Here is a 22630-nt window from a genome sequence, read left to right as displayed (position 1 = left end):
CTAGTCTGCCCCCGCAATCCGCAGGGTCAGTCGTCATCGCCTTCGGAGTCGCCCCAATCACCGGTCAGGTCCACCGGCGCATTGGGCTGTACGGTCGATACGGCATGCTTGTAGGCCAGTTGAGCCATGCCTTCGCGTTCTAGCAGCATGCAGAACAGGTCGTACGCCGCTACCTTGCCCTGCAGCATCACGCCGTTGATCAGAAACATGGTCACCGGAACGCCGGTTTCCTGGACAGTGCGCAGGAAGACTTCCTGAAGGTTGCGGTTCTTGGCGCTCTTGGCCCCCATCAGTCCGGCAAACATGCCAAGATCGATCGGCTGGGCCGGCATCACCGTCGAGATGGCATGCTTGTATACCAGCTGCGACTGTCCATCGCGGCGAAGCATGACGGAGAAATTGTCGAACCAGGTTACAATGCCCTGCAACTTGACGCCCTTGACCAGAAACATGGTCACGGGAATTTTCGATTTTCTCAGGGAGTTGAGGAAAACATCCTGAATGTTCTGAGCCTTTTCGGTCATTCTTGACCCCCGGTCTTGGTGGCGACGTTGCACCACGGTTCATGAAAAGCCGGTGCGACACATCCCGCTCCCGGCTGCGCTTGGAGGACGCCCCCTATACATAGTGCGGATGCTGCATCGCGCCAATGGCAAGAATGGGTGTATTTACGGTTTCTTGCCCCCGCACTCAGCGGTCATGCAGCCCGAGCAGCTTCAATTTACGATGCAGCGCGGAGCGCTCCATCCCGATGAATTCCGCCGTCTTGGAAATATTGCCCGAAAAACGTCGGATCTGAATCTTGAGATATTCCCTCTCGAAACTCTCCCTTGCCTCGCGCAGTGGCACGCCCATCAGGCTTGAAATGCCCGCAGCACGCCCACCGTCACCCTGGACCAGTTCTGGGGGAAGCATATCGACATCGATCCGCGCCAGCCGGCCCCGCGGGGCAAGAATGATCGTGCGTTCGATGACATTGCGCAACTGGCGGACATTGCCCGGCCAGTTATAGCTCTGCAGCGCCGCCATGGCCTCGCTGCTCGTTTCTGGCGGGGTGATGCCGTGCTCGCTGGCAAAGCGCGCAACATAATGCTCGACCAGCGCCGGAATGTCGTCGCGGCGATCGGTCAGCGCCGGAATCTCGACCGGCACGACATTGAGGCGATAGAAAAGGTCCTCGCGAAAACGGCCCTCGGCAATCTCGTTTTCGAGATTGCGCGAGGTCGCGGATACGAAGCGCACATCCACCTTGATTGGCCGGGTCGAACCGACCCGCGAGAAGCTCTGGTCGGTGAGGACGCGCAGGATCTTGGCCTGGGTCGATTCCGGCATGTCGGCTACCTCGTCGAGGAACAACGTGCCGCCATGCGCCCGTTCGAGCAGGCCCGAGGTGGCAAGGCGACCGGAATCTTCCTCGCCGAACAGCTCCTGCTCAAAGCGGTCGGGCGTCATCCGAGCGGAATTGACGGTGATGAACGGACCGGAAGCGCGGCCGCTCCAGCTGTGCAACAGGCGCGCTGCCACTTCCTTGCCGACACCGGCAGGGCCGGTGATCAGCAGGCGGCTACCGCTATTGGCAACCCGCTTGAGCGTCGCACGAACCGAGTTGATCGCACTCGAATTGCCGGTCAGTTCATCCGAAATGCCGAGCTTCTCGCGCAGCTGCGCGTTCTCGCGCCGCAGGCGGGCAGTCTCGGTACCGCGCGACACCATGTGGATCAGGCGTTCGGCCTCGAACGGCTTCTCGATGAAATCCATCGCCCCGCGCGAAATAGCTGAAACGGCCGTATCGATATTGCCGTGCCCCGAAAAGATGATCACGGGCAGATCCGCATCGCGCGCCTTGATCTCGTCGAGCAGTTCGAGCCCGTCGAGCCTGCTTCCCTTCAGCCAGACGTCAAGGAGCACCAGCGAAGGCCGGCGCTCGTCGATTGCCGCCAGCGCCTCGTCGCTGCCCCCGGCCGTACGGCAAACATACCCTTCGTCTTCGAGCACACCCGATACCAGCTCACGAATATCGCGCTCGTCATCAACGATCAGAATTTCCAGCGGCATAGTCAGTTGCTTTCCTCGTCCTGCCCGGTCGGGCTCAATTCGCTGCGCATGCGTGCCGAACGCGATTCCATGGCGACCATCTTTTCCGTGCCGGACCGTCCGGTTTCGGCCATGTTGCTCTGAAGAGCGCCTGAGCGAAGCAGCCCCATATCCATTCGAATGGTCACTCTTGTACCGCCCATGCCATTGGAATCGAAAGCCAGGTCGCCATGATGTTCCTCGACGATCTTCTTGACGATCGCGAGGCCGAGCCCCGTGCCCTTTTCGCGCGTGGTCATGTACGGCTCGACAATCCGATCGCGATCCGCCGGAAGTCCGATGCCATTATCGTCGAGCGTCAGCACAAGATAAGGTTCCTGCTGGAAGACGCTTGCCGTCACCAGCCCCTGATAGTCGGTATCGCCCTGCTGCCGGGCCTCGATCGCCTCCACGGCATTCTTCAGGATGTTCGTGACCGCCTGGCCGATCTGGCGGCGATCGCAATAGACATCGCTACCCTCGTGCGCGCCTTCGGCTGCAAACCGGATCGCCGGATGCGCCACTTCCTGCAGGAAAATGGCCTGGCGCACGAGATCGAACAGATTTTCCTCGCGGAAAACCGGCTTGGGCATGCGCGCAAATGACGAGAACTCGTCGACCATGTTGCGGAGATCGCCGACCTGACGCACGATCGTGTCGGTAAGCTGACCGAAGGTCGCGTCACCTTCGCTGACCTGGCTGGCATAGCGGCGCTTCAGCCTTTCCGCGGCCAGCTGGATCGGAGTGAGCGGGTTCTTGATCTCGTGCGCAATACGGCGCGCGACATCCGACCATGCGGCCTGACGCTGGTCGACCAGCTGCTGGGTAATGTCCTCGAACGTGATCACGATGCCATAAGGTTCACGCACCACCCGAACCGCCAGGGTCAGAAGATCGTTGTCGCGGGAATACTGGATCACCGCCTTTTCCGTACCTTCGCCCACCAGCCGCGCGAGGGGCGGCGCGATGCTCGACAGGGTGCAACCCAGACAGTGCTCGACATCAGCCTGCAACAGCCGTTGCGCCGTGCTGTTCATCAGGCGCACCACACCCATCGGATCGACCGACACCACCCCGGCGCTCACCGATTCCAGCACTGCCTCGGTGAACGCGCGGCGGTCATCGAGCTGGCTGTTGGCGCGGATCAGTGCCGAAGTCTGCTCGGCAAGCCGGCTGGCCATGCGATTGAACGCTCGTCCCAGCACACCGACCTCATCGGTCCGGTTGGCGGTATCCACCCGGATGGCGAAGTTGCCCGTGCTGATGTCGCGCGCGGCCCCAGCCATGTCTGTGAGCGGACGCACCATCCGGTCGGCAAACTTCAGCGCGGCCCACAACGCGACCGCAACAAGCAGCAGCGAGACCAGGAACAGAGCAATGTTGAATCGCACCTGCAGATTCTGCGACCGCGAGAACAGCGCCTTGTAATCGCTCAGCACGGTCTGGGCGCGCTCCCACTGGCTCAATGCGAGCTGGTTGGAAGCGCGCGCCACATACAGATAGATCTTGGCGTCGCGATCGATCGGGGTGACGACCTCGATCCGGTCGGCCTCTGCAGACACCACTGCCGTCTCACCCCTGTCGAGCTGCCGGACGATGGCAGGACTGACGCGATCCGACGACGTGCGGTTGTCCGGATCGACGATGGCCGCCGTGCGCAGCACGCCATCCTGTCCAACTTCGACGATCGCGGATTCATTCATCTTGCGGCCGGCAACCTGGAAGACATAGGCTTCGGCAAATTCGGGGCTGTCGATCCGCGTCTGCTGCAGATACTGCCTCAGGTCGCTCGCCATCGCGACCGTCTCGGCAGAGACGTCCCGCCGTCCTTCCTCGTAATAGCCGCGCGCCAGATCATTCGCATTTTCCAGCATGGTACGCGCGCGATCAGAGAACCAGAATTCGACACCATATTGGAACAGCAGCGAGGTGATCACGACGACCAGCAGCATCGGTATGGACGAGATCAGCGAAAACAGGGCGACGAACCGCACGTGCAACTGCCCCGTGCCCTGCTCTCCGCTGGTATTGGCGCGACGGATCGCAACCCGCCGCCCGACCAGAGCCAGCAGTGCCATCGCCGGAACCAGATTGGCGACGAGCAGCGTTGCCGTGACTGGCGCGGGGACCATCGCCTGGCGTCCCTGATAGCTGCCGACCAGCCACCACGACACGGCAACCATGGCAATCAGGAGCAGAACGCAACCAATCTCCAGAATCGGAAACAGGCTGCCACGACGCGACATCAGCGCAAAACGGCGCGCCAACCGGCTCTTCTTGGTGGGGGGCAATGCGGCAGACGCAGACATAGTGGTCAGTTTACAACAGTTGCGTTGCCGGAATACAAGAGCTTTCAGCAATAGCGCCGTGCGTCACCGCATTTCGCACCCGCTTCAGCGCAGCTCCATGCTGGCGAGGCCATGTTCCACCAGCTTCTTGCGCAATGTGTTGCGATTGATGCCCAGCACGGTTGCAGCCTTGACCTGGTTGCCTTCGCACTGCCGCATGATGGCTTTGAGCAGCGGAATCTCGAATGCTGCAAGAGCCTTGTCGTAAACGGCGCCGGTTTCGGGCCGTTCGGTCAGCAGGAAACGCCCGACCGCCTGCTCGAAATCGCTTTCCTCGCGCCGTGACTCTCCGCCTCCCAGCGCAGGTTCGTCAAAGATGGTCCCCAGCGCTTCGGCCGTGATCAGATCGTCTCGGCTCATGATCACCGCGCGGAACACCAGATTGCGCAGTTCTCGCACATTTCCGCGCCAGTTGCGCCGCTGCATGGCCGCAATCGCGCTGTCATCGAAGCTTCTGCGCGGCAGGCCTTCGTGCACCGCCAGCGCCAGGAAATGATCGACCAGCGCCGGGATGTCGCTCAACCGATCGCGCAGCGGCGGCAGATCGATCGGCACAACATTGATGCGGTAGTACAGATCTTCGCGAAAAAGCCCGGCTTCGATCAAAGGCCCGAATGGCTTGTTGGTGGCGGCGACGAAGCGCACGTCGAGCTCGATCTCGCGATGCCCGCCCACCCGGGTGATCCGCCCGGTCTGCAGCGTCCGCAACAGCCGCGTCTGCGCCTGCATCGGCATGTCGCCGATCTCGTCCAGGAACAGCGTGCCGCCATGCGCCTGTTCGAACTTGCCGATCGTCTGGGCAACCGCACCGGTAAACGCGCCCTTCTCGTGACCGAACAATTCGGATTCGATCAGTTCTGCAGGAATGGCAGCCATGTTCACGGCAACAAACGGCCCCTGCTTGCGGTGGCCCAACTGGTGGATGGCCTCGGCGACCAGTTCCTTGCCTGTGCCCGATTCCCCCAGGATCAGCACAGACAGGTCATTGCGCAGCACGCGCGTAATCATGCGATACACATTCTGCATCGGAGCGCTGCGGCCAACCAGAGGCAGCCCGCTATCGGCAGGATCGGTATCGGCATTGCCGGTTACATCACCGCTGCGCGCGATAGCCTGAAGCACGGCACGGATCAGCTCGTCGAGATCGAATGGCTTGGGAAAATATTCGTAAGCGCCGGCCTCGCTCGCGCGCACTGCCGTATCAAGCGTATTCTGGGCCGAAAGGACGATGACCGGAGTATCGGGATGCCGTTCCAGCACCACTCCCAGCGTTGCGATGCCATCGCCGTCTTCCAGCATGACGTCAGTCAGGATCGCGGCATAGCGCTTGCCAGCAATCAGCGCGTTGCGCCGGGCGATAGACGTGCAATGATCAACGCTGCACCCTTCGGCCTCGAGCGCCGCCATGATGACTTGGGCAATAGCCCGGTCGTCCTCGACGAGCAGTACCGACTTGGCCATCTGCTTCAGCTCTCCTGCGGCGCCAGCGGCAGGAACAGACGGAAATGCGTAAGGCCCGCAGCCGCATCCCGATCGTGGACGATCCGTCCGTTCATGTCGCGCACCAGCTTCTGCACCAGCGCAAGGCCAAGCCCCTGCCCGGTCTTCTTGGACGTGACGAAAGGCGAGAAAATATCCTCGGCAATTTCGGGATCGATGCCCGGGCCATTGTCGGTGACGCGGATTTCGACCGGAAGGCGGATATAGCGATCGTCCCGCGACAGGCGCAGGCGCACACCGCTGACGAATTTGGTCGTGAGTGTAATGCAGGCATCAGTCTGGCCGTCCATCGCCTCGCGCGCATTGGTAATGAGGTTGAGCAGCACCTGCACGAGGTTGTCCGGGTCGGCGAGCACCGGCGGAATCGAGGGATCGAACTGTTCGACAAAACGGGCCGTATCGGGATGCGCAGTCTCGACAATTTCGCGAACACGGCCCAGCGGCTCATAGATATTGCACGGACGCACCGGCGCTGCCGTTCGGCGCGTCAGCGACTGCATCTGGTCGATCAGCAGTGCGATGCGGTCGACTTCGGCCGTGATCAGGCCGGAAAGCCTGCGCCCTGCCCCATCGAGCTGCCGCTCGATCAGCTGGGCCGCTCCCTTGATCGCAGCCAGCGGATTCTTGATCTCATGGGCCAGGATGTCCGGACCGCGGACGGCAAAGCCCTCGGCTCCTGCCTCGCTGTCGAACAGAGGCGATCCTGCTCCCGATTCGGTCAGCACCAGCAGCTGCCAGCCCTCGCCCTGCCCCACGGGACTAAGCGAAATATCGACCTTGCGCACATGGCCACGACCGACGCGGGCGCGCATGCCATGCGCTGCCAGATTGGTATCGGGCTGCAGCAGTGCGGCGCCGATCCGGACATCGTCAAAGGCCAGAAACTCCGACAGCGGTCGACCGATCAGGCGCCGGGCGCTCTGTTCGAAGATGTTCTCTGCCGCTGCGTTGGCTGCCGCGATGGTCCGGTCGGCATGCAGCATCACTACAGCCATGGGCAGGCTCTGCAGCTGCGCAGCGGCGTCCGGAGCCTGAGCGGCCACCGGGTGCATCAGGCAGCGGCGCGGCGCAGCCAGGGGCGATAGAATTCACCCAGCATGCCCAGAACCTGATCGGGATTGTCCAGCGTGTTCATCTTGTTGCGCAGCTCAGCCGAACCTGGAAGCCCCTTGGTGTACCAGCCAAGATGCTTGCGCGCCATCTTCACGCCGGTTTCGGCCCCGTAATGCTCGAGCATCGCGTGATAATGCTCGACGATCACGCCATATTGCTCGTCCAGATCGGGATCCGGCAGCGTTTCGCCGGTGCGCAGCGCGTGCATCACCTGGCCCAGCAGCCAGGGCTTGCCATAGGCGCCGCGCCCGATCATCACGCCATCCGCACCGCTCAGTTCCAGTGCCTTGCGGGCATCGTCGATGCTGCAGATATCGCCGTTGACGATCACCGGCAGCTTCACCACCGCCTTGACCTTCGCAACGAAGGCCCAGTCGGCGCTGCCCTTGTACATCTGGTTGCGGGTGCGGCCGTGCACGGTAATCATCTTCGCTCCCAGATCCTCGGCGATACGCGCGAGTTCGGGCGCGTTGAGGCTGTCATGGCACCAGCCCATGCGCATCTTGACCGTGACCGGCACCTTGACCGCATTGACCGTGGCCTCGATCAGCCTGGCTGCAAGTGGCAGGTCGCGCATCAGTGCCGAGCCGGCATCACCATTGACCACCTTCTTCACCGGACAGCCCATGTTGATGTCGATGATTGCGGCACCACGATCCTCGTTGAGCTTGGCAGCCTCGGCCATTTCGTAGGGCCCGCAGCCGGCAAGCTGCATCGAGACCGGTTCCTCGACCGGATGCCAGGCGGCCTTTTGCAGCGACTGGCGAGTCTCGCGGATCATCGCCTGGCTGGCTATCATCTCGGTGACATTGAGCCCCGAGCCGTAACGCCGCACCAGCGTGCGAAACGGCATGTCCGTGACGCCGGTCATCGGCGCAAGCAGCACCGGCTCGTCGATCTGGAGCGGGCCGATCTGGATCGGCTTGAGGAGCGGTTCGTGGTTCATGGGATATCGATGCCTAATATTTAGGCAGCGCACATAGTCGCAAAGCGGCTGGCGGGCAAGCGGCTCTTGGTCTATGCGCCCTGCCCGATGAATGACGTACCGTCCCTTCCGGGCCAGTCCGCCCCTCGCCGCGCCGCGCTGATCGTCGCGGCGGGCAAGGGCCTGCGGGCAGGCGGCAGCCTTCCCAAGCAATATGCCCTGCACCAGGGCAAGCCCCTGCTGCGGCACAGTGCCGAGGCCTTTGCAGCATGGCAGCGCGATTGCGCCATCATCGTCGTTATCGGCGAAGCGCAGCGGACCCTTGCCGAGGCAGCACTGGAAGGCCTGGGAGACGTCACCTACGTAACCGGTGGTGTAGAGCGCAGCGATTCCGTGCGCGCAGGCTTGATGGCGATCGCCGCTCAGGGCGGCTGCGACCGGGTGTTCATCCACGATGCCGCGCGCCCGCACCTGTCCGCTGCGGTGCTCGACAGGCTGGACGAAGCTCTGAATACACTGGCCGGGGCCGTGCCGGTGCTTCCGGTCGTCGACAGCCTGGCGCGTGGCAATGACGGGCTGATGCAGGAAGCGGTGGATCGCGCCGCATTGTGGCGCATCCAGACTCCGCAGGCCTTTCACTTCGACTCCATTCTGGCGGCGCATCTGGCGTGGCCGGTTTCGGCGCCAGCAAGTGATGACAGCCAGGTGGCCCGCGCGGCTGGACTGGACGTCGCGATTGTTCAAGGCGACGAGGCGCTCAGAAAGATCACCTTTGCCGAGGATTTCGCAATGCCTGCCCCACTCCCCCAGCTGATGACGCGCACCGGGATGGGCTATGACGTCCACCGTCTGGCCAGCGGCGAGGAACTGTGGCTCGGCGGGATCCGGATCGAGCATGACAAGGGGCTGGTTGGGCATAGCGACGCTGACGTCGCGCTCCATGCGATCACCGATGCGCTGCTGGGCGCCATGGCACTGGGCGACATTGGCGAGCATTTCCCGCCCAGCGATCCGCAATGGCGCGGTGCAGATTCGGCGCGCTTTCTGGCCCATGCGGCATCGCTGGTGCGCGCAAAGGGCGGCGAAATCGTCAATATCGACCTGACTGTCATTTGCGAGGCGCCCAAGATCGGTCCGCACAAGCGCGCCATCCAGCAGCGCATTGCCGAAATCCTGACGCTCCATCCCGATCAGATCGGCGTCAAGGCAACGACGACGGAACGTTTGGGCTTTACCGGTCGTGGTGAGGGTATCGCGGCGCAGGCCGTAGCCAATGTCATCGCGCCCGCGCCATCGCAACCAACAAAGGATGAACGCGCATGATCGGTTCTGTTCAAGTTCTGCGCATCTCGGCTGCGCTCGCCACAATCGCAGCTTTGGCCAGCCAGTCGGCATTCGCTGCTCAGGCGGGCAAGTGCCTGTCGGCCGCCGAGGCCGAATCCGTTGCCGTAAGCGCCTTGCCCGATGCGTTGTCCAGCGCCCAGCGAGCCTGTGCACCGCATCTGCCCGCCCAATCGGCCCTGCGCAATGCAAGTGAACGGATCGCGCAGGTCTATCGGCCAGCCGCCGACAAGGCCTGGCCCAGGGCCGGGCGTGCGTTTCTCTCAGCGGTCGAATTGCCGCTTCCCGAAGGCACCAGCCCGGATGTGATGCGCCCCTTGCTGGTTGCGACGATCAGCGCGCTGGTCGAGCAGGAGATCAAGCCGCAGGACTGCGGCACCGTGAACGAATTCTATAGCGCGCTCGAACCATTGCCGCCGGAAAATATTGCCAGGTTGCTGATTGCCTTCATGAAGCTCGGCGATCGGGAACGAGCTCCGGGCAAGGGGAAGACCAGTCCGTTCACAATCTGCGAGAGCCCCAAGCCATGACCAGTCTTTTCCCTGCATCGCTGACCGATCTTGCGGCTCGCGTCGTTGCCGAAAACGCAGCCGCCGGACGCAAGGTGGTGCTCGCCGAAAGCTGCACCGGGGGACTGGTGTGTGCTGCGATCACGGAAATTCCGGGAAGCTCCGAGGTACTGGAACGCGGGTTCGTTACCTATTCGAACGAGGCCAAGATCGAGTCACTCGGCGTCAGCGCCGAGTTGATCGATACCTTCGGAGCGGTTTCGGTCGCCGTGGCCTGGGGCATGGCGCGCGGCGCGCTCCAGCATTCGGATGCGGATGTGGCGGTGGCGATCACCGGGATTGCCGGGCCGGGCGGCGGATCGGAGACCAAGCCTGTTGGCACGGTCGTGTTCGCCTGCGCACTGCGCGGCCAGAACGAGAACGACATCAGCGCCGAACAGAAGAATTTCGATCCCTCGCTCAGCCGATCCGAAATCCGTCAGGAAGCGGCGCTCGCCGCGCTCGAACTGCTGCTGCCGTAAAGCTCAGCCGCCCGGGTCTCGAATGCGCTGACCATCTTGCGGAAAGCGCGGTCGAAATACTGGCCGGCAAGCGATTCGAACAGCCGGTTCTTGAAAGTGAACGCAACGTAGAAATCGACGGTGCAACCGCCCTGCCCATCGCTCGCAAACTGCCAGACATTCTCGAGGTTCTTGAGCGGGCCGTCGAGATACTCGACCTCGATCTTCTCGCCCGGCACCTTGCGCACCAGCGAGGTGAACTTCTCGCGCAGCTGCTTGAAGCCGACCACCATGTCCGCAACCATTTCGGTCGGGCTGTCAGACTTTACCCGGGTGGCGATCACCCATGGCAGAAACTCCGCATAGCGGCCGACATCAGCGACCAGATCGTACATCTGGTCGGGCCGGAAGGGCAGATGCCGGGTTTCGCGGTGCGAAGGCATGAGCGGCTCAGCGGGCCGCCTGCCTGGCGAGCTTCGCCTCGCGCGCTGCGCGCATCTCGGCAAAATCCTCGCCGGCATGATAGCTGGAGCGGGTGAGCGGGCTCGATGCGACCTGCAGGAACCCCTTGGCGCGCGCGATCGCCGCATAGGCATCGAATGCCTTGGGAGTGACGAAATCGATGACCTTGGCATGGCGCGGCGTCGGCTGCAGATACTGGCCCATCGTCAGGAAATCGACATCGGCCGAGCGCATGTCGTCCATCACCTGGTGCACCTCGAGCCGTTCCTCGCCCAGGCCCAGCATGATGCCCGACTTGGTAAAGATCGACGGATCGAGCCTTTTCACCATCTCGAGCAGGCGCAGCGAGGCGTAGTAGCGCGCGCCAGGGCGGATGGTCGGATAGAGCCGGGGCACGGTTTCCAGATTGTGGTTGTAAACATCGGGCCGGGCGGTGACGATCGCCTCGACTGCCGCCTCGTGCTTGTTGCGGAAATCGGGCGTGAGGATCTCGATGGTCGTGCTGGGTGTGGTGCGACGCAGCGCCTCGATCACCTTGACGAATTGGCTCGCGCCGCCATCGGCCAGGTCGTCGCGATCCACCGAGGTAATGACGATATGCTCGAGCCCCATCGCAGCGGCCGCATCGGCGACGTGCTGCGGTTCGTTCGTGTCGACCTTGCGCGGCATGCCCGTCTTGACGTTGCAGAAGGCGCAGGCGCGCGTGCAGACATCGCCCAGAATCATGACCGTGGCGTGCTTCTTGGTCCAGCACTCGCCGATATTCGGGCAGGCCGCCTCTTCGCACACGGTATTGAGATTGAGATCGCGCATGAGCTTGCGTGTCTCGTTGAAGCCCTTGCTGGTGGGGGCCTTCACCCGGATCCAGTCGGGCTTGCGGACACGGGCCGGACGACCTTCGGGCGTCTCGATGGGTGTGATCTCGTTCATGCTGCGCGCTTTAGCGCAGGGGGAAGCGCACTTCCACTGGTAAAAGCTTGGGTTGAGACTAGATCGGCTTCTCGCCTGAAGGAGAGCCGCTGCGATGAACCCGCTCGATGAAGTGATCGACGACCTGGACGAGATGCGCGCTGACATCTTCCGTCGCCTGGGCCGCGCAGCCAAGGACCGCCGCAGTGCTATGCACACACCGGTGATAGGCACCGTCAAGGCGGATGGCAGGCCCAGCCAGCGCGTCATGGTGTTGCGCGCGTTCGATCCCGCAACGGCGACGCTGCGCTTCCATACGGATTCTCGTGCAGCGAAGGTCGACGAAATCGGCGAAGGTGCTCCGATATCGGTGCTCGCCTATGATCCCGGCGCCAAGCGTCAGTTCCGCCTCTCGGGCACCGGACGGATCGAGGCAGATGGCGCAACAGCGGACAAGGCGTGGAACGATGCGACCCTGTTCGCGCGCCGGTGCTACCTCGCCGATCCGGCCCCGGGCACGCTATCGGACATGCCGATATCGGGCCTCCCCGCCGATATCGAGGGCCGCAAGCCGGAGGATGATGCCGAGGTCGCGCCGGGACGTGCAAATTTCGCGGTGCTGCTGGCGCAAATCGATACGATCGAATTCCTCCACCTCGCGCACACCGGCCATCGCCGCGCGATCTTCCGCTTGCAGCCGGATGGCAGCTGGCACGGCCAGTGGCTGGTGCCATGACCCGTTGCATTTGAGCGCGGCAGCGGCCACCGTTTGCCATGGCAAAAGAAACACCCCCCAATGTCGCCCTGCTGATCGATGCCGACAATGCCAGCCCGGCAGGCATCGACCCGGTGCTGACCGTGCTGGCCGAGCTGGGCACAGTGAACATCCGCCGCGCCTATGCGAATTGGCGCAAGCCCGCACTCAAAGGCTGGGCGGATATTGTCCACAAGTTCGGCATCGAGCCCCAGCAGCAGTTCGATCTGACCAAGGGCAAGAATGCGACTGACATGAAGATGACGATCGATGCGATGGACCTGCTGTTCCGGGGTCGGGTCGACGGGTTCGGGATCATGAGCTCGGACAGCGATTTCATGCCTCTTGCGCAGCGCATCCGGCAGGATGGTCTGCCGGTCTATGGCTTTGGGGGTGACAAGACCCCCGAGGCGTTCAAGCAGGCCTGCACCCGCTTCATCGATGTCAACGCCCTTATCAAGGTGCAGAGCGCAGAAAAGAAAGCGGAAATCGCTGCGTCATCCAAGGCGCCGTCCAAGCCCGACCCGAAGCCTTCCGCAGGTGGCAGCCCGATCGACGATGATGTGATCAAGCTGCTGATCGACGCCTATCAGGCGAGCAAGCGCGACGAACGTGGCTTTGCTTCGCTGAGTGAAGTCGGCAAGCTGGCCGGCAATCGGTCCAGCTTCGACGTCCGAAACCACGGATTTGCGCGACTGCTCGACATGTTCGAAGCCTCGCCGCAGTTCGTCACTGAGCGGCGCGACAATGGCGGGCTTTTCGTCAAGCGGCTGCGATAAGGTTCATTCCCACTCGATCGTGCCGGGCGGCTTCGAGGTGTAATCGTACACCACGCGGTTGATGCCCTTGACCTCGTTGATGATCCGCGTCGCGGTGCGCTGCAGGAAGCTGGAATCGAACGGATAGATATCTGCGGTCATGCCGTCGGTGCTGGTGACGGCACGCAGCGCGCAGACGCTGTCATAGGTGCGCCCATCGCCCATCACGCCCACCGTCTTGACCGGCAGCAGCACCGCAAAGGCCTGCCAGATCGCATCGTACAGCCCGGCATTGCGGATTTCGTCGAGATAGATCGCGTCGGCCTTGCGCAGGATATCGCAGCGCTCGCGCGTCACCTCGCCGGGGATGCGGATGGCAAGACCTGGTCCCGGGAAGGGATGGCGGCCGACGAACACGTCGGGCAGGCCAAGCTCGCGGCCAAGCGCGCGCACCTCGTCCTTGAACAGTTCGCGCAACGGCTCGACCAGCTTCATGTTCATCCGCTCGGGCAGGCCGCCGACATTATGGTGACTCTTGATCGTCACCGAAGGCCCGCCGGTGAACGAGACGCTCTCGATCACGTCAGGATAGAGCGTTCCTTGCGCCAGGAACTCCGCCCCGCCGATCTTGCGTGCTTCGCTCTCGAACACGTCGATGAACGTCTTGCCGATGAACTTGCGCTTCTGTTCGGGGTCGGTGACCCCCGCCAGTCCGCCGAGAAACAGCGCTTCGGCCTGAACATGCACCAGCGGGATATTGTAATGGCCCTTGAAAAGACTGACCACCTGGTCGGCTTCGCCCATGCGCATCAGGCCATGATCGACGAACACACAGGTCAGCTGGTCGCCGATCGCCTCATGGATCAGCACCGCCGCGACCGCGCTGTCGACACCGCCGGAAAGCCCGCAGATCACCCGCGAGCTGCCCACCTGCGCGCGGATTTCGGCGATCTTGGCGGCCTTGAACTCGGCCATCGACCAGTCGCCGCGACAGCCGCAGACATGCCGGACGAAATTGGCGATGAGCTTGCCGCCATCGGGGGTGTGCACCACTTCGGGATGGAACTGCATCGCGTAGAAGCAGCGCTCGTCATCGGCGATCACGGCATAGGGCGCGCCGGGCGAGGATGCGACGGACCGGAAGCCAGGAGCGAGCGCGGTGACCTTGTCGCCATGGCTCATCCAGACCTGATGCGCCTCGCCTTCCTTCCACAGGCCGTCGAACAGGCGGCAGCGGTCGGTGATCTCGATGAACGCGCGGCCGAACTCGCCGCCCTTCTCGCCGCCGCCCTCGACCGTGCCGCCGAGTTGCTGCGTCAGTGTCTGCTGGCCGTAACAGATGCCCAGGATCGGCAGGCCCGAATTCAGAATCGCTTCCGGTGCGCGCGGGCTGCCATCCTCGGTCACCGATGCCGGCCCGCCCGAGAGGATGATGCCCTTGGGCTTCATCCGGTGAAACGCGGCCTCCGCGCTGCTGAAAGGGGCGATCTCGCTATAAACCCCCGCCTCGCGCACCCGGCGGGCGATCAGCTGCGTCACCTGGCTGCCGAAATCGACAATCAGCACGGATTCGTCATGGGCTATGGTCATACCCCAGCCGATAGTTTGGCGGCCCGCCCAAGTCTAGCCCGCAGTCTCAGCCAGCATCGCGCGGAGATCGGTTTTCAGGATCTTCCCGATATGGCTGCGCGGCAGCTCGTCGATCGGGTATAGAGCGGACAGGCGCTGGGTCTTGCCGAGTTCGGCGTTCACCGTCTGCAGCAGCACATCAAGATCAAGCGCATGGCCTGGCGCTGTGACCACGAAGCCAACCGGCGTCTCGCCCCAGCGTTCGGAGGGCATGCCGACCACAGCCGCATCGGCGACGCCGGGCTGCTGCATGAGTATCTCTTCAAGATCCTTGGGATAGATGTTGAACCCGCCCGAGATGATCATGTCCTTGGCGCGGCCGACGATCTGGACAAAGCCATCCTCGTCCATGATTCCGATATCACCCATCTTGAACCAGAGCTGGCCATCGGCGTCGCGCCATTCCATCTCGCGCGTCTTCTCAGGCTGGTTCTTGTAGCCGCTCATCATGGTGGGCGAGCGACCGACCATCTCGCCCTTGGAGCCGGGGGGCAGTTCGTTGCCCTGCTCATCAATCACCTTGAGCTCGTGCCCCTTGACCGGCTGGCCGACGGTATGGAGCTTGTCGGCGAAGTTGTGCGCCTGAAGCATGCACACCACCCCGCCCTCGGTCATGCCGTAGATCTCGACCAGCCCCCCGGGGAAGCGGCGCAGCGCCTCGGCCTTCAGTTCGGCGCTGAACGGGGCGCTGGTGCAGAACTTGATCTGCATCGAGGAAAGGTCGTGCGCATCGAAAGCGGGATCGGAGAGCAGTCGCTGATATTGCACCGGAACCAGCATGGTGTGGGTCGCGCGCATTGCTTCCGCAGCCTTGAGCCATTGGCTGACATCGAACTTGCCCATCAGCCGTGCGAGGCCGCCATGCACCATGGTAGGCAGGAAGACGGCGAGCGTGGTGTTCGAATAGAGCGGGGTCGACAGGATCGAGCGCGCGTTCTTGCTGTAGATTGACTGGAAGCCGGCCACCGATTGCCGCCAGCGCATCGCATGCGAATGGACGATGCCCTTGGGCGTGCCGGTGGTACCGCTCGAATAGATGATGTTGAACGGATCGCTGGGCTCGGGTGGGGCGACATCGGGCATCGTGCCCGCTGATGCCATCCATGTGTCCATCGCGGGCGCATCGCCGTCCGCAGCGTCCAACATGATGCGTCGCGCTTCGCCTAGGCCGATGCCGCTGGCGATGAGTTCGGCGCGCTTCTCGCGGTCGATGAACAGATGGATCGCGCCCGAATCCGCCAGCATGTTGGCGAGCTGGCGCGGGGTCGCGCTGGTGGTGAGCGGCGCAGCGCAGCCCCCTGCCCGGATCGCGCCGAGATAGGCCAGCGCATAGGCCACCGATGTCGTGCCGAGGATCGCGACGGCCTGGCCGCGCTGCAGCCCGTCGGCGAGCAGCTGCGCAGCGATACGATCGACGCGCGACGACAGCTCGGCCCATGTGACCCGGCTCGTCCCGTCATCGAGTGCGGGCGCCTCGGGGCGCTGGTGGCCCCAGGCCGCGATGATGCCCGGCCAGTTGCCGAATTCCTGCTCAAGCTCTGCGCGAATATCCATGAAATCCCTCTCCAAACGGCAGTTGTCCTGCCTTGGGCATGACTATGCCGAGAGGTTGCGCAGGAAGAAAGAGGCTATCGTAGACGTAAAGCGATGGCGTGCTCAGCGGGCGACGACTGCGACAAAGGTATTTTCAACCCAGCCGCTGAGACAAGGTCCGGCATAGGAACGCTTGGTCCTGACAGGCGTCGTGACGCCGCAGTCCACGCCAGCGGCAGATGGGGCTGGTGTGGCGTCGCCCTGACCATCCTGCACCGCCTCGGATGAACGAACCGCGATCGGCTTCATGCCATCCTCGCTCGCGACGACCACGCCCAGCCATTGCTGGTCGAGGCTGCGGGTGCAGATGAAAACGTGCGCATTTTCTTCGAGCGAACCGATCTGCTTGGCTTCGTCAAATGGGGCATCACGCACGACGAGCGTGCCGCCGCGCAGATTGCCGACGCGCCCGCGCCCCTGGCAGGCCGCAAAACGTGGTCCGCCCTCTCCGATCTTCACCGGACGCGCGGTCGGGCTGGGTTCGGCAGCATCCAGACGCTCGCCCGCCTGAACCCCGCCTGGCGCACGCTTGGTTGCAGGCTCCGGATCGGCACAAGCAGACAGGACAAGAAGAGCGGCAAATGGCAGCAGGGCAGCTTTCATGGCCTCAAGCTAAAGCGTTCCCAGGCCGCATTCAAGCAAGCTGCGGCAGGTGCCCTGGCACGGTATCGCCAAACCGGCGATGAATGTGGAAAATATGTGCAAAACCGACCGGTAATGCTTGGGTTTCACGGGTCACGCGGCTATGGCAAATTCATGACAGAGAACACCAATACCTCCACCGAAAACAACCAGAACCCCGCCAACACCAACAGCTATGGCGCGGATTCGATCAAGGTCCTCAAGGGACTGGACGCCGTGCGCAAGCGCCCGGGCATGTATATCGGCGACACCGACGACGGTTCGGGCCTGCATCACATGGTGTTCGAGGTATCGGACAATGCGATCGACGAGGCATTGGCCGGGCATTGCGACCGGGTGCTGATCACGCTCAATCCCGACAATTCGGTAACTGTGGAAGACAATGGCCGCGGCATTCCCACCGGCATTCACCCCGAAGAGGGCATTTCCGCAGCAGAGGTCATCATGACCCAGCTGCATGCGGGCGGAAAGTTCGAGAACACCAGCGACGACAATGCCTACAAGGTTTCCGGCGGTCTGCACGGCGTGGGCGTCAGCGTTGTCAACGCGCTCTCCGAATGGCTGGAACTGCGTATCTGGCGCGACGGACAAGAACACTGGATGCGCTTCCGCCATGGCGATTCCGAAGCTCCCCTGGCGGTCACCGGCACCGCGCCCGAAGGCAAGAAGGGCACACAGGTGACCTTCCTGTTCTCGCAGGACACCTTCAAGAACGTGCAGGAATATGATTTCGAGAAGCTCGAGCATCGCTATCGCGAACTCGCCTTCCTCAATTCCGGCGTACGCATCGTGCTGCGCGACGAGCGCCACGCCGAGGCCAAGGAGCACGATCTCTATTACGAGGGAGGCATTGCCGCATTCGTCAAATGGCTCGATCGCAACAAGCAGCCGTTGATGCCCGATCCGATCGCGATTTCCGGATCGCGCGACGATGTCACCATCGACGTCGCTCTGGAATGGAATGACAGCTATTACGAAAACGTGCTGTGCTTCACCAACAACATCCCGCAGCGCGATGGCGGCACGCACCTGGCGGCGTTCCGCGCCGCGCTCACCCGCACGCTCAACGGTTATGCCGACAAGTCGGGGCTGCTGAAGAAGGAAAAGGTGTCGCTGACCGGCGATGACATGCGCGAAGGCCTGACCGCGATCGTCTCGGTCAAGCTGCCCGATCCCAAGTTCAGCTCGCAGACCAAGGACAAGCTGGTGAGCAGCGAGGTCCGTCAGCCGCTCGAAAGCCTGATGGCCGACAAGATGGCCGAATGGCTCGAGGAAAACCCGGCGCACGCCAAGGCCATCGTTGCCAAGATCATCGATGCGGCTGCTGCGCGCGAAGCCGCCCGCAAGGCGCGCGAGCTCACCCGGCGCAAGGGGGCGATGGACATCGCCTCGCTGCCCGGCAAGCTGGCGGACTGCCAGGAGCGCGATCCCGCCAAGTCCGAACTGTTCCTGGTCGAGGGTGACTCGGCAGGCGGATCGGCCAAGCAGGGCCGCGACCGGCACTATCAGGCCATTCTTCCGCTCAAGGGCAAGATTCTGAACGTTGAGCGCGCGCGCTTCGACCGGATCATCTCGTCCAAGGAGGTCGGCACGCTGATCCAGGCAATGGGCACCGGCATCCGCGACGATTTCAACCTCGAGAAGCTGCGCTATCACAAGATCGTGATCATGACCGACGCAGACGTCGACGGCGCGCATATCCGCACGCTGCTGCTCACCTTCTTCCACCGCCAGATGCCGGACATCATCCGCGCCGGCCATTTGTACATCGCGCAGCCGCCGCTGTACAAGGTCGCCAAGGGCAAGAGCGAGGTCTATCTGAAGGACAACGAGGCGCTCGACCAATATCTGGTCGACGCCGGGCTTCAGGGCCGTCTGCTGGAAACCGCTGGCGGTGCACGGGGTGGCGAAGATCTGCGTGAGCTGATCGAGCATGCCCGCCGCATGAAAAGCCTGATGGCCTATATTCCGCGTCGCTATGACCCGCTGATCATCGAGGGGCTCGCGCTCGCGGGAGCCCTGTCCCCCGACATGCCCGAAGGCGATCGAAAGGCAGCGGTCGACACGGCAGCCGCATGGATGGACGGGGCCGATCCTGAAGCGCGCTGGCAGGGTGAAATCTCGGCCGAGGGCGGCTATCACCTGCAACGTTTCTGGCGCGGCGTCACAGACCATCATGTCGTCGACCTACCCTTCCTCAACAGCGCCGAGGCCCGTAAGCTGCACCGCGTTGCCGGCGAATTTGCCGAGGTGTACCTGACGCCCAGCCGCCTGGTGAAGGCGGGTGCTGCGCAGGCTGCATCGACAGACGACGCTGGCGAGGATGCGGACGAACCCGTGGTCGCGACAGGTCTGGTCATCAACCGCCCGTCCGCGCTGCTGGAAGCCGTGCTTGTCGCAGGCCGCAAGGGTCTCGCGATCCAGCGCTACAAGGGTCTTGGCGAGATGAACGCCGAGCAGCTGTGGGAAACCACGCTCGATCCGAACCATCGCTCGCTGCTGCAGGTAAAGGTAGAGGACGCCGATGTGACCGACGAGGTGTTCACCCAGCTGATGGGCGATGTCGTCGAACCGCGCCGTGACTTCATCCAGGAAAATGCGCTGAACGTCGCCAACCTCGACGTGTGATGGCGGTCGGCGGGTGAAGCCGATCCATCTGGCCTATACCGTCGCGCAGCGCGTTCGCGTGCTGTGGCGGCGCGCAATCGGGGTGCGCACGCGGGGCGTCAAGGCCGTGGTGCTGAAGGGCGATGCCGTGCTGCTCATCCGGCACAGCTACCAGTCGTCGCATCTCTACATGCTGCCAGGTGGCGGAGTGAAGCGGGGCGAGACGCCTATCGCTGCAGCCATTCGCGAAGTGCGCGAGGAAACCGGATGCCGGCTCACCGGGGCGCGAGAGCATGGCGATTTTCTGACCCGCGCTGAGGGCTGGTCCGATCATGTCACTGTGGTGATCGGCAGCACTGTGGACGAACCCGTCGCGGACGGCCGAGAGGTCATTGAAGCGCGCCTGTTCCCGATGCACGCGTTGCCGCCGAACGTATCGGATGCGTCCTTGCGCCGCATCGCCGAAATTCGCGATGGCAGGCCGCCTTCTGGCGAGTGGTGATCAGGCGAAGGGCAGTTCGGGCTGGCGCATGTCCTGAGCTTCCTCGTCTCCAGTGCGCGACAAGCCCGATAGCGTCAGGCCCAGCAGCCGCACGCCGTTGTGCAGGGGCAGAATCTGTTCGACGAGCGCATGGCCGATCTCGGCAAATACGGCCCGGCTCTGAACCGGCTGGCTGAGCGATCTTGCCCGGGTTATCGTGTGAAAATCGGCGAACCGGGCTTTCAGCGTTACCGTGCGCCCCTGGGCATCGGCGCGTTCGACCCTCTCCCACACGATATCCGCAACCTGTTCCAGCGCCGAGCGAAGCGCATCCTCTGTCCAGATATCCTCGCCATAGGTCCGCTCCCCACCGATCGATTTCCGGATGCGGTCAGGCCGTACCGGGCGATTGTCGATGCCTCGTGCCGCGCCAAACAGATAGCTGCCCCAGCTGCCGAAGTGCTGGAGCAACCATGGCTCGGATTTCGAGGCGAGGTCTGCGCCGGTGACGATACCCAGCGCTTCCATCTTCTCCGCCGTGCGCGGCCCTACCCCGTGGAAGCGCTTAACCGGCAGCCCGGCGACGAAGCCGGGCCCCTTTTCGGGCCGGATGACGCACAGGCCATCGGGCTTGTTCTGGTCGCTCGCGAGCTTGGCAATGAACTTGTTGTACGACACTCCGGCACTCGCGGTGAGACCTGTTTCGCGACGGATTTGAGCACGGATCGCTTCGGCAATATGGGTGGCCGACACGATCGCCTGCTTGTTGATGGTGACGTCGAGATAGGCCTCGTCGAGCGAGAGCGGTTCGATCTGGTCGGTATGCTGCGCGAATATCTCCCGGATCTGGCGCGATACCGATTGATAGACATCAAAGCGCGGCTTGACGAACACAAGGTCCGGGCAGCGGCGCAGCGCGGTTACCGAGGGCATGGCCGACCGGACCCCGAATGCCCTTGCCTCATAGCTGGCCGCTGCCACCACGCCTCGCCGGGAAGAGCCTCCAACCGCGACAGGAAGCCCGCGAAGATCAGGATTGTCGCGCTGTTCGACGCTCGCGAAAAAGGCATCCATGTCGATATGGATGATCTTGCGCAGGGGTGGATCGGATGCTGCCTCCATGGGTTCTGGCAAAATAGAAATCACGCGCGCGGTTGGCAATGACCACCCCAGCGCCCATTATGGTGCAATGCACAATGAAAAGATCCTGAATATGGCAACGACTGCAGTTCCCGGTGAAACCGGCACTTTCCCCATGGGCACGCGCGAACTGGTGGCGATGATGGCCGCGCTGATGGCGCTGAATGCGCTGGCCATCGATTCGATTCTGCCGGCCTTTCCGGCGCTGGGTGCCGCATTCGACGTCGCGAGCCCGAACGATCGCCAATATGTGATCAGCAGCTATCTGATGGGCATGGGAATCGGATCGCTGTTCTACGGCCCGATCGGAGACCAGGTCGGTCGCAAGCCGGTGTTGCTCGGATCTCTGCTGTTCTACGTGATCTTCGGGGGGGCCTGTGCCTTCGCCCCCGATTTCCAGACATTGCTGGTGCTGCGCTTCGCCCAGGGCTTCGCCGCCGCAGCGATGGGCGTGCTGGTGGTCTCGGTGATCCGGGACATTTTTTCGGGCGACCGCATGGCAAGCTTCATGTCGATCATCTTCATCGTGTTCATGGCGGTGCCGGTGCTGGCGCCGACGGTGGGCCAGCTGATCCTCTATTTCGCGCAGTGGCAGTTCATCTTCATCCTGCTCGCAGTGATGGGCAGTGCGGTGGGCGTGTGGGTCTGGCTTCGTCTGCCAGAGACGCTGCGCCCCGAAAATGTCATCCCGATCCGCCTCGATACCATCGGCAGCACGTGGTTCCAGGTCGTGTTTAACCGCCAGGGCTTTGGCTATGTCGCGGGCGCCGGATTGCTGGTCGGCGCCATGTTCGGCTTTCTCAACAGCTCGCAACAGGTCTTTGCCGACGTGTTCGATGCGGAAGCCATCTTCCCCTATGCCTTTGCTGCCGTGGCTGGCGCGATGGCGGTGTCGAATTTCTTCAACAGCCGCATCGTCGAACGCTTCGGAGCGCGAAGGGTGTCGCACTCGGCGCTGATGGCGTTCCTGGTGCTCTCGCTGCTGCAGATTGCCGCAGCGAATGTTCCGGGAGAGCCTATGGCCCTGTTCCTCGTTATTGTTGCGCTCAACATGGCGATGGTCGGCTTTATCGGTGCCAATTTCAGCTCGATCGCCATGGAACCCTTCGGCGCGATGGCGGGCGCGGCCTCCTCGTTCCAGATGGCCTTCCGTACAGTCCTGGGCGCAGGGATTGGCGCGATTGTGGGTCAGGCATTTGACGGAACCACCCTGCCGATGGCCGTCGGGTTCTTCAGCTGCGGTGTAGCTGCTCTTGTCGTCATTCTCTGGGCGGAAAAGGGCAAGCTCTTCCGTCGTCCCGGAACCTGCCCCAATTCGCCGATGTGACGCCCGCGCAAAGAAAAAC

General features: G+C 63.0%; 20 protein-coding genes. 8 read left to right on the top strand and 12 right to left on the bottom strand.

From position 1 onward, the window contains the following. Window positions 1-26 precede the first annotated feature (26 nt). From hfq to dusB, 6 genes are all read right to left on the bottom strand, one after another. Complete coding sequence (gene hfq, locus C7451_RS11005; RefSeq protein ID WP_279629492.1) at window positions 27-557, bottom strand: RNA chaperone Hfq; 531 nt, start codon at window positions 555-557, stop codon at window positions 27-29. A 133-nt stretch (window positions 558-690) separates the two neighbouring features. Further along, window positions 691-2055, bottom strand: a complete 1365-nt coding sequence (gene ntrX, locus C7451_RS11000; protein WP_110298993.1) for a nitrogen assimilation response regulator NtrX — start codon at window positions 2053-2055, stop codon at window positions 691-693. 2 nt (window positions 2056-2057) lie between these two features. Beyond that, entirely contained in the window at window positions 2058-4340 is a 2283-nt protein-coding gene (locus C7451_RS10995) for a sensor histidine kinase (protein ID WP_244181813.1), read from the bottom strand. Between the two features lie 126 nt (window positions 4341-4466). Beyond that, the gene (locus C7451_RS10990) at window positions 4467-5882 is read right to left on the bottom strand and encodes a sigma-54-dependent transcriptional regulator (protein WP_110298991.1); all 1416 of its coding nucleotides are present in this window, start codon (window positions 5880-5882) and stop codon (window positions 4467-4469) included. 5 nt (window positions 5883-5887) lie between these two features. Next, a complete protein-coding gene (locus C7451_RS10985) occupies window positions 5888-6973 on the bottom strand; it encodes a two-component system sensor histidine kinase NtrB (protein ID WP_110298990.1) in 1086 nt (361 codons plus the stop codon). Further along, a complete protein-coding gene (gene dusB, locus C7451_RS10980; RefSeq protein ID WP_110298989.1) occupies window positions 6973-7980 on the bottom strand; it encodes a tRNA dihydrouridine synthase DusB in 1008 nt (335 codons plus the stop codon). Before dusB ends, C7451_RS10985 begins: the two co-directional genes overlap by 1 nt. A gap of 87 nt (window positions 7981-8067) precedes the next feature. Between dusB and C7451_RS10975 the strand changes: the two genes are divergently transcribed. From C7451_RS10975 to C7451_RS10965, 3 genes are read left to right on the top strand one after another with little or no spacing between them, the layout of a single operon-like run. Continuing rightward, on the top strand, window positions 8068-9282 hold the full coding sequence (locus C7451_RS10975) for a bifunctional 2-C-methyl-D-erythritol 4-phosphate cytidylyltransferase/2-C-methyl-D-erythritol 2,4-cyclodiphosphate synthase (protein WP_110298988.1): 1215 nt from the start codon (window positions 8068-8070) through the stop codon (window positions 9280-9282). Next, the gene (locus C7451_RS10970) at window positions 9279-9830 is read left to right on the top strand and encodes a hypothetical protein (protein ID WP_110298987.1); all 552 of its coding nucleotides are present in this window, start codon (window positions 9279-9281) and stop codon (window positions 9828-9830) included. The genes C7451_RS10975 and C7451_RS10970 overlap by 4 nt, the downstream gene beginning before the upstream one ends. Then, window positions 9827-10330 carry a CinA family protein gene (locus C7451_RS10965; protein WP_110298986.1) on the top strand — a complete coding sequence of 168 codons (504 nt, stop codon included), beginning with the start codon at window positions 9827-9829 and terminating at the stop codon, window positions 10328-10330. The genes C7451_RS10970 and C7451_RS10965 overlap by 4 nt, the downstream gene beginning before the upstream one ends. On the opposite strand, the gene C7451_RS10960 is transcribed toward C7451_RS10965, so the two are convergent. After that, window positions 10288-10752 carry a type II toxin-antitoxin system RatA family toxin gene (locus C7451_RS10960; protein ID WP_110298985.1) on the bottom strand — a complete coding sequence of 155 codons (465 nt, stop codon included), beginning with the start codon at window positions 10750-10752 and terminating at the stop codon, window positions 10288-10290. The two genes, C7451_RS10965 and C7451_RS10960, sit on opposite strands and share 43 nt — an antisense overlap. 7 nt (window positions 10753-10759) lie before the next feature. Continuing rightward, a complete protein-coding gene (gene lipA / locus C7451_RS10955; RefSeq protein ID WP_110298984.1) occupies window positions 10760-11701 on the bottom strand; it encodes a lipoyl synthase in 942 nt (313 codons plus the stop codon). Window positions 11702-11795: 94 nt separating this feature from the next. On the opposite strand from lipA, the gene C7451_RS10950 reads away from it, so the two are divergent. Continuing rightward, complete coding sequence (locus tag C7451_RS10950; RefSeq protein ID WP_110298983.1) at window positions 11796-12416, top strand: pyridoxamine 5'-phosphate oxidase family protein; 621 nt, start codon at window positions 11796-11798, stop codon at window positions 12414-12416. 38 nt (window positions 12417-12454) lie between these two features. Beyond that, window positions 12455-13213 (top strand): NYN domain-containing protein, encoded by a 759-nt coding sequence (locus C7451_RS10945; RefSeq protein ID WP_110298982.1) that lies wholly within the window; start codon window positions 12455-12457, stop codon window positions 13211-13213. A gap of 3 nt (window positions 13214-13216) precedes the next feature. Here the strand turns inward: C7451_RS10945 and guaA are convergent, their stop codons facing one another. The 3 genes from guaA to C7451_RS10930 form a co-directional block, all read right to left on the bottom strand. Further along, window positions 13217-14782: a glutamine-hydrolyzing GMP synthase gene (gene guaA, locus C7451_RS10940; protein WP_110298981.1), complete on the bottom strand. Its 1566-nt coding sequence runs from the start codon at window positions 14780-14782 to the stop codon at window positions 13217-13219. A gap of 33 nt (window positions 14783-14815) precedes the next feature. Continuing rightward, window positions 14816-16375, bottom strand: coding sequence for a class I adenylate-forming enzyme family protein (locus C7451_RS10935; protein WP_110298980.1), 1560 nt, complete (start codon window positions 16373-16375; stop codon window positions 14816-14818). Window positions 16376-16477: 102 nt separating this feature from the next. Further along, the gene (locus C7451_RS10930) at window positions 16478-17017 is read right to left on the bottom strand and encodes a hypothetical protein (protein WP_110298979.1); all 540 of its coding nucleotides are present in this window, start codon (window positions 17015-17017) and stop codon (window positions 16478-16480) included. 153 nt (window positions 17018-17170) lie between these two features. Here C7451_RS10930 and gyrB point away from each other — a divergent pair, with 153 nt between their 5' ends. Together gyrB and C7451_RS10920 are read left to right on the top strand one after the other, a co-directional pair. After that, a complete protein-coding gene (gene gyrB, locus C7451_RS10925) occupies window positions 17171-19684 on the top strand; it encodes a DNA topoisomerase (ATP-hydrolyzing) subunit B (protein WP_110298978.1) in 2514 nt (837 codons plus the stop codon). Between the two features lie 13 nt (window positions 19685-19697). Then, entirely contained in the window at window positions 19698-20165 is a 468-nt protein-coding gene (locus C7451_RS10920; RefSeq protein ID WP_244181811.1) for an NUDIX domain-containing protein, read from the top strand. Here the strand turns inward: C7451_RS10920 and dinB are convergent, their stop codons facing one another. Further along, entirely contained in the window at window positions 20166-21266 is a 1101-nt protein-coding gene (gene dinB / locus C7451_RS10915) for a DNA polymerase IV (RefSeq protein ID WP_110298977.1), read from the bottom strand. A gap of 91 nt (window positions 21267-21357) precedes the next feature. Here dinB and C7451_RS10910 point away from each other — a divergent pair, with 91 nt between their 5' ends. Beyond that, window positions 21358-22611 carry a multidrug effflux MFS transporter gene (locus C7451_RS10910; protein WP_110299036.1) on the top strand — a complete coding sequence of 418 codons (1254 nt, stop codon included), beginning with the start codon at window positions 21358-21360 and terminating at the stop codon, window positions 22609-22611. Window positions 22612-22630: the final 19 nt, after the last annotated feature.

Origin of the sequence: Blastomonas natatoria (assembly GCF_003201955.1) — a bacterium.
Lineage (GTDB): Bacteria > Pseudomonadota > Alphaproteobacteria > Sphingomonadales > Sphingomonadaceae > Blastomonas > Blastomonas natatoria.
Note: the sequence above shows the minus strand (reverse complement) of the source record. Positions and strands in the feature narration are given on the sequence as shown.